Source organism: Corallococcus macrosporus (assembly GCF_017302985.1).
Taxonomy (GTDB): Bacteria; Myxococcota; Myxococcia; order Myxococcales; family Myxococcaceae; genus Corallococcus; species Corallococcus macrosporus_A.
In genome coordinates this window covers 89376-102109 of record NZ_JAFIMU010000010.1, presented here as the reverse complement: position 1 = coordinate 102109, position 12734 = coordinate 89376, and the positions used below count along the sequence as shown (strand labels likewise).

11 protein-coding genes are annotated in these 12734 nt (G+C 70.0%); 6 read left to right on the top strand and 5 right to left on the bottom strand.

The genetic code is table 11. The features are described 5' to 3' along the window. Positions 1 to 14: 14 nt before the first annotated feature. The 4 genes from JYK02_RS31215 to ald form a co-directional block, all read right to left on the bottom strand. Complete coding sequence (locus JYK02_RS31215) at positions 15 to 1793, bottom strand: response regulator (RefSeq protein WP_207056483.1); 1779 nt, start codon at positions 1791 to 1793, stop codon at positions 15 to 17. Between the two features lie 189 nt (positions 1794 to 1982). After that, the gene (locus JYK02_RS31210; protein WP_120529959.1) at positions 1983 to 2834 is read right to left on the bottom strand and encodes an anti-sigma factor family protein; all 852 of its coding nucleotides are present in this window, start codon (positions 2832 to 2834) and stop codon (positions 1983 to 1985) included. 51 nt (positions 2835 to 2885) lie between these two features. Continuing rightward, positions 2886 to 3527 (bottom strand): sigma-70 family RNA polymerase sigma factor, encoded by a 642-nt coding sequence (locus JYK02_RS31205; RefSeq protein ID WP_207056851.1) that lies wholly within the window; start codon positions 3525 to 3527, stop codon positions 2886 to 2888. 250 nt (positions 3528 to 3777) lie between these two features. After that, positions 3778 to 4905 carry an alanine dehydrogenase gene (ald, locus tag JYK02_RS31200; RefSeq protein ID WP_207056481.1) on the bottom strand — a complete coding sequence of 376 codons (1128 nt, stop codon included), beginning with the start codon at positions 4903 to 4905 and terminating at the stop codon, positions 3778 to 3780. A 181-nt stretch (positions 4906 to 5086) separates the two neighbouring features. On the opposite strand from ald, the gene JYK02_RS31195 reads away from it, so the two are divergent. Both JYK02_RS31195 and JYK02_RS31190 read left to right on the top strand, forming a co-directional pair. Next, the gene (locus JYK02_RS31195; RefSeq protein WP_207056480.1) at positions 5087 to 6397 is read left to right on the top strand and encodes a radical SAM protein; all 1311 of its coding nucleotides are present in this window, start codon (positions 5087 to 5089) and stop codon (positions 6395 to 6397) included. A gap of 32 nt (positions 6398 to 6429) precedes the next feature. Continuing rightward, positions 6430 to 7128 carry a BTAD domain-containing putative transcriptional regulator gene (locus JYK02_RS31190; protein WP_207056479.1) on the top strand — a complete coding sequence of 233 codons (699 nt, stop codon included), beginning with the start codon at positions 6430 to 6432 and terminating at the stop codon, positions 7126 to 7128. Between the two features lie 12 nt (positions 7129 to 7140). Here the strand turns inward: JYK02_RS31190 and JYK02_RS31185 are convergent, their stop codons facing one another. Then, positions 7141 to 8007: a response regulator gene (locus tag JYK02_RS31185; protein ID WP_207056478.1), complete on the bottom strand. Its 867-nt coding sequence runs from the start codon at positions 8005 to 8007 to the stop codon at positions 7141 to 7143. A gap of 179 nt (positions 8008 to 8186) precedes the next feature. Here JYK02_RS31185 and JYK02_RS31180 point away from each other — a divergent pair, with 179 nt between their 5' ends. From JYK02_RS31180 to JYK02_RS31165, 4 genes are all read left to right on the top strand, one after another. Further along, positions 8187 to 8669: a chemotaxis protein CheW gene (locus tag JYK02_RS31180; RefSeq protein WP_120528919.1), complete on the top strand. Its 483-nt coding sequence runs from the start codon at positions 8187 to 8189 to the stop codon at positions 8667 to 8669. Next, positions 8666 to 9082: a Frizzy aggregation protein FrzB gene (locus JYK02_RS31175; protein WP_242589413.1), complete on the top strand. Its 417-nt coding sequence runs from the start codon at positions 8666 to 8668 to the stop codon at positions 9080 to 9082. The genes JYK02_RS31180 and JYK02_RS31175 overlap by 4 nt, the downstream gene beginning before the upstream one ends. Positions 9083 to 9087: 5 nt before the next feature. Beyond that, positions 9088 to 10347: a methyl-accepting chemotaxis protein gene (locus JYK02_RS31170; RefSeq protein WP_207056477.1), complete on the top strand. Its 1260-nt coding sequence runs from the start codon at positions 9088 to 9090 to the stop codon at positions 10345 to 10347. 65 nt (positions 10348 to 10412) lie between these two features. Beyond that, positions 10413 to 12725, top strand: a complete 2313-nt coding sequence (locus JYK02_RS31165; protein WP_207056476.1) for a hybrid sensor histidine kinase/response regulator — start codon at positions 10413 to 10415, stop codon at positions 12723 to 12725. Positions 12726 to 12734 lie beyond the last annotated feature (9 nt).

Genomic DNA, 12734 nt, shown 5'->3' with positions numbered 1-12734 from the left:
CCTGTGGTGCTGCTTCAGGCCGCGGCTTCCTCGTCGGCGTCGTCGCCCACGGCGGTGCCCGGCTCGTCCAGCAGCTGCTGCGCGATGGCGAGCGCTTTCTTCGTCTTCTCGCGCAGCTTCTCGTCGCCCTTGATGCGCGCGTAGAGCTTCGTCACGCGCTCCTCGTTGCGCACCGCCGCCTGCTCCAGCTCGGTGATGCGCGCGCGCAGCCCGTCCGCTTCCGACGCGGCCTGGGCGCTCTGGTTGGAGAGGTCCGCCTGGGCCTGCTCCAGCTGGCCACGCAGGCCCTCCAGCTCGCCCTGCGCCGACTCCACCTGCGAGCGCAGGCCTTCCGCCTCGTCGCGCGCCGCCTGGAGGTCCGCGTCCTGCTGGGCCACCTGGGCGCGCAGGCCTTCCACCTCGCCCTGGAGCGCCTGGGCCTGGGCCTGGTGCTGCTCCAGCTCCTCCTGCAGCGTGCCCAGCTTCGCGGTGGCGCCGCGCGCCTCCTCCTTCGCGGTGGCCAGCTGCTGATCCACGCGCTTGCGCTCCGTGGTGAGCTGCTCCGTGCGCGAGGTGAGGGTCTTGATCTGCGCGTCGCGGCGGTTCAGCTCCTCCTCGGAGGTGGAGGCCTTCTGCTCCAGCTCCAGGTGCTGATCCTTCAGCTCGATGATCTCCTGGTCCTTCTGGTTCAGCTCGGACTTGAGGCGGAGGATCTCCTTGTCGCGCTTGTTGACGGTGTCACGCAGCGCGAAGGTGTCCTTGTCGCTCTTGCCGGCGGTGGAGCGCGAAGCCTCCAGCTCCGTGGCCTTCGCCTGGAGCTCGGACTCGAGCGACTGCACGCGCTCCTCGACCTGCGTCGTCTCCGAGCGAGCGTCCTCCAGCGCGCTCTGCAGCTCCGCCACCTTCGCGCGCAGGTTGCGCAGCTCCGCCAGGTCCGCGGCGGAAGGGCCGGAGGACACGGGCATCACCGGAGCGGCGACGGCGGCGGGACGGGCCGCGGCGGCGGGCGGAGGCACCGCGCGCAGGGGCGTGGCGGCGGCGCGCGCGGGCGGCGGGGTGGGGGCGGCGACGGGCTCCGGATCCACCGGCGGCATGAAGCCGACGACGGTCTTCTCCTCGGGCTCGTCATCCAGGCCGCCCAGCACGTCGAGCGAGTCGTCGTTGTCCGGGCCCAGCGAGTCGAGCGCGGAGATCTCCTCCAGGCCGGACGGCGTCTCCGTCTCCTCCGGAGGCGCCACCACGGGCTCCTCCTCGGGCGTGCCCGTCACGGGCTCGGACAGGTCGCTGAACGCGTCGTCGAGCATGTCCAGGTCTTCCCCGGGCACCGCGGGCTCCTCGCCCGTGTCGACGGCGATCTCCTCGCCGAAGTCCGCCGAGGGCTCCTCACCCAGCGAGCCCAGCGTGAGGCTCTCGTCCTCCACCACCTCGTTGCTCGCGGGCGGCTCCGGGAAGCCGATGACGCCGCCCACGCGCTCGATGAGGACGTTGCTGTCCACGGGCTTCGCCACGTACTCGTCCGCGCGCGCCTTCAGCTTGCTGTGCGCCGCGAAGCCGTCCGGGCTGCCGATGATGACGATGGGCACCGTCTTCAGCTCGTCGTCCTTCTTCAGCTTGCCGCAGATGAGATAGCCGTTCTGTCCCGCGGACAGGTCCACCGCCAGCACCACGAGGTCGGGACGCTCACGGCGGATCAGCTCCACGCTGCCCTTGCCGTCGCCCGTCGTCTGCGCGGAGAAGCCCCGGGCCTCCAGGGCCTGCTGCAGGGAGGTGGCGAGGGTGGCGTCGCTTTCGACGATCAGGATTCGCTTGGACATGAAGGGACGGCCATCCTGGGGGTGCGGCGCGCGGTGTGACGCCAAGAGGAACAGCAGCGGCGGCGCGCGAGAGTGAAGACGCCGTCGAGGCTATCGGCCATGCCTGGGACCGTCAATCTTCACACCGGGCGCAACGCCCGGTATTCAGTTGAGCAGGCGACCACGCAAGCCCTCGCTGGTGCGAGGACTTCAGGGCTGTAGCGAGACCGGCTGCACGCTCACCGCTGGCTTCACCTGTGCGGGGCGCACGAGCCCATTCGAGCGGTGCTCCTGATCCCGCAGCATCTGCAGGATGGCGGCGTCGTCCAGGTCCGTCACCAGCTCATAGGTGACGTCCTGATCACGCCACGTCACGACGTTGTACGCCTGGCTCGAGTCCACGGCGACGTTCTCCACCGTGGGGCCCTCGTCCTTGATCACCCGCTGACCCGTCGCCGGATACACGAACACGCCGATGTTGCGCTTGGGCTCGTTGGTGACGCGAGGCTGGGTTTCGTAGCTGACGTAGACGACTTCCTGGCCGTTGAGCGTGGAGAAGCGCGCGCCCACGGGCCGGGCCTGCTGCAGGCGGGGCAGGGTGATGCGGTGCTCCACCTTGTCGTTGAACCACGCCTCGATCTGCTCCGGCGTGCCCGCGACGAACTCCAGGGGCCGCTGGCGCGTGTGGCGCTGCACGGCCTCCAGGATGGTGGCCTTCTGCGCCTGACCGGACTGGTACATCATCCAGCCGCCGCTCACCGTGACCACCACCAGGGCCATGGCCCCGGCGCGCAGCCACTGGCTCACCTGCGCGCGGCGGTGCTCGCGGTGCAGGCCGGACTGGATGCCCGCGCGCAGCGACGCCGGTGCGCGCGTGCCCTGCGCGGAGATGGAGTGCTTCGCCGCCCGGCGCAGCGTCTGGCGGAGCTGCATCTCCTCGTCCACGCGCGCGACACACGCCTCGCAGCCTTCGAGATGCGACTCCACGTCATGGCGTTCCTCGGGCTGGAATTCGCCGTCGAGGTACGGGTACAGCAACCGCTCGAGTTCCTGGCAGGTCATGGGCGCTCGATGAGGTGGGCGGAGGGAAGACGACGCCCCTCCAACCTCTTTCTAGCCTGCCTTCTTCCGGCGCCGGTACTCTTCCAGGTCCGCTGGAGCCTGCACCGGGTCTCCGTCGTGCCGGAATACGCCCTGACCTTCCGCGTACTCGCGCAGCGTCTTCTGCAAGAGCTTGCGGCCACGGAACAGGCGGCTCATCACGGTGCCCACGGGGCACTCCAGAATCTCCGCGATCTCCTTGTAGGAGAACTCCTGGAGGTCCGCGAGGATGACCACCAGCCGGAAGTCGATGGGCAGCGAGTCGATGGCGCGCAGCACGTCGTCCGACAGGAGCCGGTCGAAGAAGTACTGCTCGGGGTTGGCCGCGAAGTCCGTGGCGTCCCGGCTCACGAAGCGCTCATGCACCGCCTCGCGCTCCACGCCCTCCACCACCGTGCGCTCCTTCACCTTGCGGCGATAGCGGTTGATGAAGGTGTTCGTGAGGATCTTGAAGAGCCAGGCCTTGATGTTGGTGCCGCGCTCGAACTTGTCGAAGAAGCGGTAGGCCCGCATGCAGGTGTCCTGCACCAGGTCCTCGGCGTCGCGCTCGTTCTTGGTCAACCGGAGCGCCGCCGAATAGAGCGGGTCCAGGTGCGCCAGCGCCAGCTCTTCGAATTCCTGCTTCGTCCGGTTGGGTTGCCTGAAGTCCAGCATCATGCTCCCGCCTTCCAGGGGCCCGAAATGATTGGGGAATGCGTCGCCTGCCTAACGGTCAATCTATGCACCGGAACAGACGGGTCAACAACGCTTTCCCCTGCCACGCCGCCCGCATGCCCGCTTCTGGAGTGCGGAGACGCCCGGCGGGATCATTTATTCCTCAGGGTGGGAACCGGATGGGACACCCGTACAAAGGTCCAATCCAGGCAACCGGCCAGCGCGAGGCTGGCCGGTTGTGGGGCAGGCGTTACTTCTTGCCGCCGATCGCGTCCATCAGGGGCACGTAGTCGTAGCCCATGTCCTTGGCGACGGCCTCGTACGTGATGTGGCCGTTGTAGGTGTTGATGGCACGCTGGAGGGCGCGGTCGGACTTGATGGCCTCCACCAGGCCCAGGTCGGCAATCTTGCGCGAGTAGGGACGGGTGGTGTTGGTGAGCGCGAACGTGGACGTCTGCGGCACCGCGCCGGGCATGTTGGCCACGCAGTAGTGGACGACGTCGCTCACCGTGAAGGTGGGGTTGTCGTGCGTGGTGGGCTTGCAGGTCTCGATGCAGCCGCCCTGGTCCACCGCGACGTCGACGACGACGGAGCCGGGCTCCATCTCGCCAATCAGCTCACGGGACACCAGCTTGGGGGCCTTGCCGCCGGGGATGAGCACGCCGCCGATGACGAGGTCCGACTCGCGCACGGTGCGCGCGATGGACTCCGTGTCCGAGGCCAGCGTCTGCGCGCGGCCGAGGAACACGTCGTCCAGGTAGGTGAGGCGCTCCAGGTTCACGTCCAGGATGGTCACTTCCGCGCCCATGCCGACGGCGACCTTGGCGGCGCACAGGCCCACCACGCCACCGCCGATGACGGCCACGCGGCCGCGGCGCACGCCGGGCACGCCGCCCAGCAGGATGCCCTTGCCACCGTGGGCCTTCTCCAGGCACGCGGCGCCGACCTGGATGGCCATCTTACCGGCCACCTCGGACATGGGCTTGAGCAGCGGGAGGCTGCCGTCGTCCAGCTGCAGCGTCTCGTAGGCGACCGCGGTGACCTTCTTCTTCAGGAGCGTCTTGGTGAGCTCCGGGTCCACGCCGGCCAGGTGGAAGTACGTGTAGACGATCTGCCCGGGCTGCATGCGCTCGTACTCCGGCGCGATGGGCTCCTTCACCTTCACGACCATCTCCGAGCGCTTCCACACCTCATCCGCGCTGGAGATGATCTGCGCACCGACGCGCTGGTACTCCGAATCCGGGATGCCGGAGCCGACGCCAGCGTTCGTCTCGACCAGCACCGTGTGCCCCGCCATGGTGAGCGCGCGCACGCCCGCAGGCACCATGCCGACACGGTACTCGCGGGTTTTGATCTCCTTGGGGACTCCGACGATCACGACTGCCTCCGACGAATGGGGGACTGCCTGGAAAACGTGGCGGACCCATAGACCAGGGCATGAGCGCTTTCAAGGCGCGCACGGGCGAGGAAGGGGACCGGGCGTGATGGGCCTCATTCATCCATCCACATGACGCGAGGCGTTGGACGCAGGCCGGCCCACCCGTGTTAGTTAACGGCGCATGACGCACGCGCCGAAACTGCTCTTCGCGGACCCCAAGGGTCGGGTCATGGAGCATCCCTACCTCATCGCCACGCTGCGCAGCGGCGAGGAGCTGGTGCCCCCGCAGGACAAGCCCATCGCCTTGCCGGCGGCCGGGCGCCTGGTGCACCTGCCCGGCCGGCTGCCGGTGGGGCTCAACCCGGACTCCGGCGAGCTGGAGCTCGTTCGCGAGATGAAGGTGGGCGGAAAGACGTTCGTGCCCAACGCCGTGGGCGCGCTCCTGCCCCCGGGCTACACGCGCACGTTCCTGCCCGGCGAGGTGAAGGGCAGCGGCCCCATCCTGCCGCAGTGGGCGTACACGGCGGCGGCGTGGGGGGAGAAGGGCCCGCTCGCGTGGGCCATCCACACCGACCGGCGCTCGCACTGGGAGCCGGAGTCGTACTCCACGCCGGAGCTGAAGGGCCTGGTCACGGCGCACATGGAGCGCTTCCCGGACAGCCGCGTGCTCAAGCAGTTGAAGACGTGCGCGCTGCTGTACCGGTGCTTCACGTCGCAGAACATCTTCTACGCGCGTGACGAAGGCGCCATCCCCGCGTCGGTGATGTGCAACGCGAGATGCGTGGGCTGCATCTCGGATCAGCCCGCGGACGGCCCTCCGGCGTCGCACGAGCGCATGGACGACGGTCCCTCCGCGGAGGAGATGGCGGCCATTGGCCTTTACCACCTGGAGCACGCGCCGGGCCGCACCATGGTGAGCTTCGGCCAGGGCTGCGAGGGCGAGCCGCTGACGCGCTGGAAGTTCATCGCGGAGTCCATCCGCCTGATGCGCGCGAAGACGGACCGGGGCTCCATCAACATCAACACCAACGCCAGCCTCACGCACGGGCTCAAGGCCCTGCTGGACGCGGGGCTGGACGCCGTGCGCGTGTCGCTCAACTCCGCGTCCAAGGGACTCTACGAGGCCTACTACAAGCCGGTGAAGTACGGCTGGGAGGACGTGGAGGCGTCCATCGCGCTGGCCCGCGAGCGGGGCGCGTATCTGGCGCTCAACCTGCTCCTGTTCCCCGGCGTCACCGACCGCGAGGGAGAAGTGCAGGCGCTGGAGAACCTGGTGCGCAAGTACCGCGTGGATCAGGTGCAGACGCGCTCGCTGTGCATCGATCCGCTCCAGTACCTGGAGGTCGCGCGCGGCGTGGGCGCGGGCGGTGAGCCGGTGGGCATCCGCACGCTGCTCAACCGGCTGAAGGCGGCGCGGCCGGGGCTGATCATCGGCAACTTCGCGCGCGGCCTGGACGAGCGCGAGAACGCCGCGGGCGCGCCGGAGGTTTGACCGTCCGGGAGGGGACGGCTACAGAGCCGGGCATGGCCGCCTCCTTCCATTCCGCGTTCCGCTTCGCCGTCCTCTGTCTCTCTTCCGGTGCCGTCCTCGGCGCGTGCAGCAAGGCGCCCGAGGAGCCCGAGTTCGACCACGGCCTGAAGAAGCCGCTCGTGCGCAAGCTGCGCGAGGACCTGGCCGAAACGCCGTGCGACAAGGCGAAGGCGCAGCAGCTGGCGCAGCTGCTCCTGGACACCGGCGACATGAAGGGCCTCACCCGCGTGACGGACACGTTCGGTGAGAAGTGCGGTCCCAACCTCGTGCTGCTCCAGCTGGCGTACACGGCCAACGCGCGCGCGGGGGAGAAGGAGCTGGCGCTGAAGGCCGCCACCGGGCTCGTCACGGCGCAGCCGGACAACGCGAGCTACCGCGTGTGGCGCGGCCTGGCGCTGGAGTCCCTGGGCCGCACCGAGGAGTCCGCGGCGGACCTCCAGAAGGCCTTCGACCTGCAGCCGGGGCAGCGCCCCATCCTCAACGCGCTGGTGAAGGCCTACGACGCGCAGGGCAAGGCGTGCGAGGCGCTGGCCGCCTATCAGCGCTTCGTGGAGAAGGCGAAGCCCTCCGAGGCGAAGTCCGCGGAGGTCCAGGAGCAGCTGCAGGAGCGGGCCGCCAAGACGAGCTGCCCGGCGCAGGAGGCGGCGGCGCCCGATGCGTCCGTGACGCCCGAGGCGGCCCAGAAGCCCTGAGGCGCGCGGCGACTACTCGGCGCCAGGGGGCATCAGCTCCTTGGCGACGAGGTTGCCCATCACGGCGTCCTTGGGGATGTAGCCGTCCGCGCCGGCCTCGCGGCAGATGCGCTGGAGCTCCTCGACGTTCTCACCGGAGCACAGCAGCACCTTGATGCCCTTGAAGAGGCTGTTGCTCTTGATGAAGCGGCAGAACTGCTCGCCGTTCACGTTGGGCATGCGCACGTCCAGCAGCACCAGGTCCGGGCGCGTCTGCTTCTTCAGGATGATCTTCGTGGCCTTGTCGGCGGTGTCCGCGACGTGGACCTCGAAGCCCTTGGACACGAGGTCCGCTTCGATGATCCGCGCGGTCATCTCACTGTCGTCCACGATGAGGATGCGCGGCTTGCGCCCCCCGGCGGCCATGGGGGCCTTCGGGAGGCCTCCCGTGGGAGCGGCCGGGGCGGCCGGCGTCGCGGCGGGAGCAGGCGTGGCGGCCGGGGCGGGGGAGGGGACCGCGGCGGGGATGTTCAGCGCCGGGGCGCCGATGAGACCCATCACGCCCCCCAGCACGCCCTCCAGGCCTCCGCTCTTGAGGATGTAGGCGTCCGCGCCGGAGTTCTTCGTCTTCGCGTCCAGCTCCTGCTCGGAGATGTCGGAGTAGAGGACGAGCTTGGCGGTAACGCCCTTCTGGGTGCGGAGGTACTCGACGACGTCGTCGCCGAACATCTCCGGCATGTTCACGTCCATGAGGATGAGCGCGAACGGGCCCTCGGTGAGCTTCTGGTTGAGCGTGGCCAGGTCCTGCGCGCCACTGGCCTCGTAGCCGGCGGCCGTCAGGGCCCGGACCGTGAGCTCCAGAAGCATGGGGCTGTCGTCAATGACCAGTACGCGGGACATCGTCCTCCTCAGGGGCTCCCGGCACTCAACCCTACACCTTTGGGTCACGTTGGACCATCGAAACGGAGAGCAGGCGGCCTGTCCGGTCCGGACGATGGACCCTTGACCCCCTTTCTCCCGGTCCGGGATACTTCACTGCCTTGACCCCGAACTCCTCCCCCCTCCAACGCGCCTTGCGCATGGCGCCAGACCGCACGGTGGCCGCCCAGGCCCGGCCGGAGCTGGAATTCTTCTGCTTCCGCGTGGGCGAGCTGCGCTTCGGCGTCCCCAGCGAGAACGTGCTGGAGGTGCTGCGCGCCGGGCTGCTCACGCCGCTGCCGCGCACGCCGTCCTTCATCCTGGGCGTCACCGGCCACCGCGGCCAGGTGCTCCCGGTCGTGGACCTGCTGCGCTTCCTCAGCAAGGGCGAGGCGCGCATCGGTCCGCGCACCCGCATCTTCGTGGGCGTCAGCGGCAGCTACGTGTCCGGCGTGGTGGCGGACACCGTGCTGGGCCTGCGCCGCATCCCCGTGGCGGACATCCTGCCGCCGCCCCTGGGCGGTGATCAGGCCGCGGAACATCTCCTGGGTGTCGTGCAGGGCGCGGGGCCGGCGGACGGCCTCAACCTGCTCAACTTCTCCAAGCTGCTGCAGACGGCCCGTCAGCGCGCGGTGGTGCGATGAGCGGCAACGTCCTGCGCGATGAGCCGGCCTCCGGGCTGGAACCGGACTCGGAGCGCGCCCTGGGAGAGGTGGACGTCCTCTTCTTCCAGATCGGTGACTCGGAGTACGGCACGGACGCATCGTCCGTGCTGCGCATCGACCGCGCGCTCCCGGATGACCTGACCGTGCGCGACCTGGGCCTGCCCCACAAGGGGCACCGGGCGCTGGTGTTCGACACCCCCGAGGGCGAGGGCCACCTGAAGGTGGACGCCGTCAACGGGGTGCGCTCCATCCCGCTCGCCGGGCTGCGCCGCATGCCGGCCGCCGCCTCGGCGGCTTCGTATGCGGTGGGCGTCTGCCTGGATGAAGAGGCGGGACGTCCCGTGTTGCTCATTGATTTGGCGGAAACCTTGAAGACGCAAGGAAGGCACTGACACACATGTCCCTGGAGAGCCCCAACGAGAAGCCCGCGAAGTCCCGCGGCGCGAGGAAGTCCCCGGGCGTGAAGGCCGGCGCGGAGTCCGTCATCGCCAACACCGTGACGGATCCGTTCAAGCCCTTCACCGACACGCTGATGTCGGTGCTGTCCGGCAACCTGAACGCGCGCGTTCCGGCCGACCGCGTGCAGGCGGACCCCACCGGCTTCGGTCACCTGCTCAACCAGGTGCTGGAGCAGTTCTCCTCCGCCGAGCACCGCAAGCAGGTGGCGGCCCAGGAGATCGATCAGGCGCTCGACTCGCTCATCATCCTGGTGCGTGAGGGCGACCTGTCGCGCTGGAACACGTCCACCGAAGACCCCCAACTCGGGCCCCTCCTCGAGGGCTTCGGCAAGGTCATCGAGACGCTGCGCATCTTCGTGCGCGAGATCAACGAGGCCGCGCTGCGGCTGTCGTCCTCCGCCAACCAGGTGCTGGCGGCGTCCACGCAGCACGAGACGTCCTCCACCGAGCAGGCCGCGGCCATCCACGAGACGACCGCGACCATGGAGGAGCTGAAGCACGCCTCCGCGCAGATCGCGGAGAACGCGGGCAGCGTGGCGCGCGTGGCGGAAGAGACGCTGGGCGCGGCCCGCGCGGGCCGTGGCGCCATTGGCGAGTTCATCCAGGCCATGCAGCAGATCCGCAGCGACGGCGTCGCGGTGGCGGACTCCATCTCCAAGCTGTCCAAGCGCGTGGAGCGCATCGGCACGGTGGTGGAGGTCATCGACGAGATCGCCGACCGCTCCGACCTGCTGGCGCTCAACGCGGCGCTGGAAGGCAGCCGCGCGGGTGAGGCGGGCAAGGGCTTCTCCATCGTCGCGGCGGAGATGCGCCGGCTGGCGGAGAACGTCCTGGAGTCCACCAAGGAGATCAAGAACCTGATCACCGAGATCCGCGAGGCCACCCAGGCCGCCGCGGGCGCGGCGGACGCGTCCAAGCACGCCACGGAATCCGGCGAGAAGCTGGGCGCGGTGGCGGCGCAGGCCGTGGAGGGCATCCTCGCCGGCGTGCAGGAGACGAGCGACGCGGCCCGGGTCATCAACCTGGCGACCCAGCAGCAGCGCACGGCCACCGAGCAGGTGGTGGCGTCCATGGCGGAGATCGAGGACGTGACGCGCCAGACGACGCAGGCGTCGAAGCAGGCCACCGGGGCGGCCGCCGAGCTCACCCAGCTCGCGGGCCGGCTCGCCGAGCTCATCAAGCGGTTCAAGGCCGACTAGCAGTCGTTCTCCTGAGGGGAGAAATGGGTCGAGGGGCGCCACCAGCGCCCTGACGCCCGCGACCCATGGACACCGAGGCCCTCAAGAAATCCCTCCTGAAGAAGTTCCAGGAGGTCACGGCCGACCGACTCCAGAAGATCCAGCTGGGAGTCATCGACCTGGAGAAGGAGACCGCGGAGCAGGCCGCGGAGGACGTCGCGCGCGAACTGCACACGATGAAGGGCGAGGCCCGCATGCTGGGCCTGGCCGCCATCGGTCAGTTGGCGCACGCCGCCGAGGACGTCTTGCGCGCCGAGCGCGAAGGCAAGACGGCCACCGAGACGGCCACGGACGTCATGCTCCGTGCCTGCGACGTGCTGTCGGACCTCATCGAGGATCTGGACGCGGCCCACACCGGCACGTCCGCCACCGAGGAGATGGTCAAGGCCCTGGCGGAGGTGTCCGGCCACCCGGTGCCCGCCCTGGGCCCGGTGCGCAAGCCCGCCGCCTCCGCCGCGGCGCCGCCCAAGCCCGCCGTGCAGGCGCCGGTGGCTCCGGCCGCTCCGCCCGTCGTGGCGCAGGCCCCCGCGGCCCAGGCTCCGGTGACGCCCCGGGTGGCGGAGCCCGTCGCCGCCGCGCCGCCTCCGGCCGCGAAGGAGGAGGAGGCTCCGAGCGCCGCCGCCGCGAAGGCCAGCTCCATCGCGGACCGCAGCATCCGCGTGAACGTGGAGGTGCTGGACTCGCTGGGCCTGCTCGCCGGCGACCTGCTGGTGGAGAGCGCGCGCGGCCGGCTTCGCAGCACGGAGACGGCGCAGCTCTTCGAGCGCTTCAGCCGCCTGGGCGACCGCTTCCTGCGCATCTCCGAGGACGTGGACGTCCCGGACGCCATCCGCACGGAGCTGGAGCGCGCGGAGGCGGACCTGCACATGCTGCGCGACGACGCGTTCCGCTTCGTGCGCCGCAACGGTGACGGCATCAACACGCTGCACGGCAACCTGGCCCAGCTGGCGGACCACGTGGCCGAGGCGCGCCTGGTGCCGCTGTCCACCGTGTTCGACGCGTTCCCTCGCGCGGTGCGCGACATCGCGAAGACGCAGAACAAGGAAGTGGACCTGGTCATCGAGAACGCCGACATCGGCGTGGACCGGTCCATGCTGGCCGACGTGCGCGACGCGCTGGTGCACCTCCTGCGCAACGCCGTGGACCACGGCCTGGAGTCCGCGGACTTCCGCCAGCAGATGGGCAAGCCCGACACGGGCCGCATCCGCATCCGCGTGCGCGTGGACGGCGACATGCTCCACATCGAGGTGGAGGACGACGGCCGCGGCATGGACACCGAGCGGCTCAAGCAGGTGGCCATCAACAAGCGCCTCCTGTCGCCGGTGCAGGCCGCCGCGCTGTCGGAGCGCGAGGCCATCGAGCTCATCTTCCGCCCCGGCTTCTCCACGCGCGAGCAGGTCAGCGAGCTGTCCGGCCGCGGCGTGGGCATGGACGTCGTGAAGCGCAAGGTGGAGACGCTGGGCGGCTCCGTCGGCGTGCAGAGCCGCCAGGGCCGTGGCACCACCGTCACGCTGCGCCTGCCGCAGTCCCTGGCCCTCATGAAGGTGCTGCTGGTGCGCCTGGGCGACGACGTCTACGGCATGCCCGCCGCGGACGTGGTGGCCGTCATGCGCATCAAGCCGGATGACCGCATGGAAGTGTTTGGCACGCTGGCGGTGCGGCACCGGGGCAAGCCCACGGCGCTCGTGGCGCTGGGGCCGCTCCTGGGCCTCAACGGCGGCAACCGCTTCGACAAGCCTCCCGCCGTCGTGGTGCGCCACGGCGACGACTACGCCGCGCTGGTGGTGGACGGCTTCGTGGACGAGCGCGAGGTGGCGGTGAAGCCCTGCGGCGGCGAGTTCCTCAAGGGCGCGCCGTTCATCGCGGGCACGGCGGCGCTGGAGGACGGGCGCATCGCGGTGCTGCTGCACGTGCCGGACATCATGACGGAGGTGCGCCGCATGGCCCGCCCCGTCACCCAGGCGCCCGCCAGCCGCCGGCTGCGCGTGCTCCTGGTGGATGACTCGCCCATCGCGCGTGCGACGGAAGGCGCGCTCGTCAAGGCGCTGGGCCACTCCGTGGAGGAGGCCCAGGACGGCGAGGAGGCGTACGTGAAGGTGCAGACGAACACGTACGACCTCATCCTCACGGACGTGCAGATGCCGAAGCTGGACGGCTTCTCCCTCACGCGGCGGCTGAAGGGCACGCCCGCCGTGGCGCGCATCCCGGTCATCATCCTGTCGTCGCTCGCGTCGCCGGAGGACAAGCGGCGCGGCCTGGATGCGGGCGCGGATGCGTACCTGGTGAAGGGCGAGCTGGGGGTGGAGATCCTGGCGCAGTCCATCGATCGGCTGACCTGAGGAGCCTCT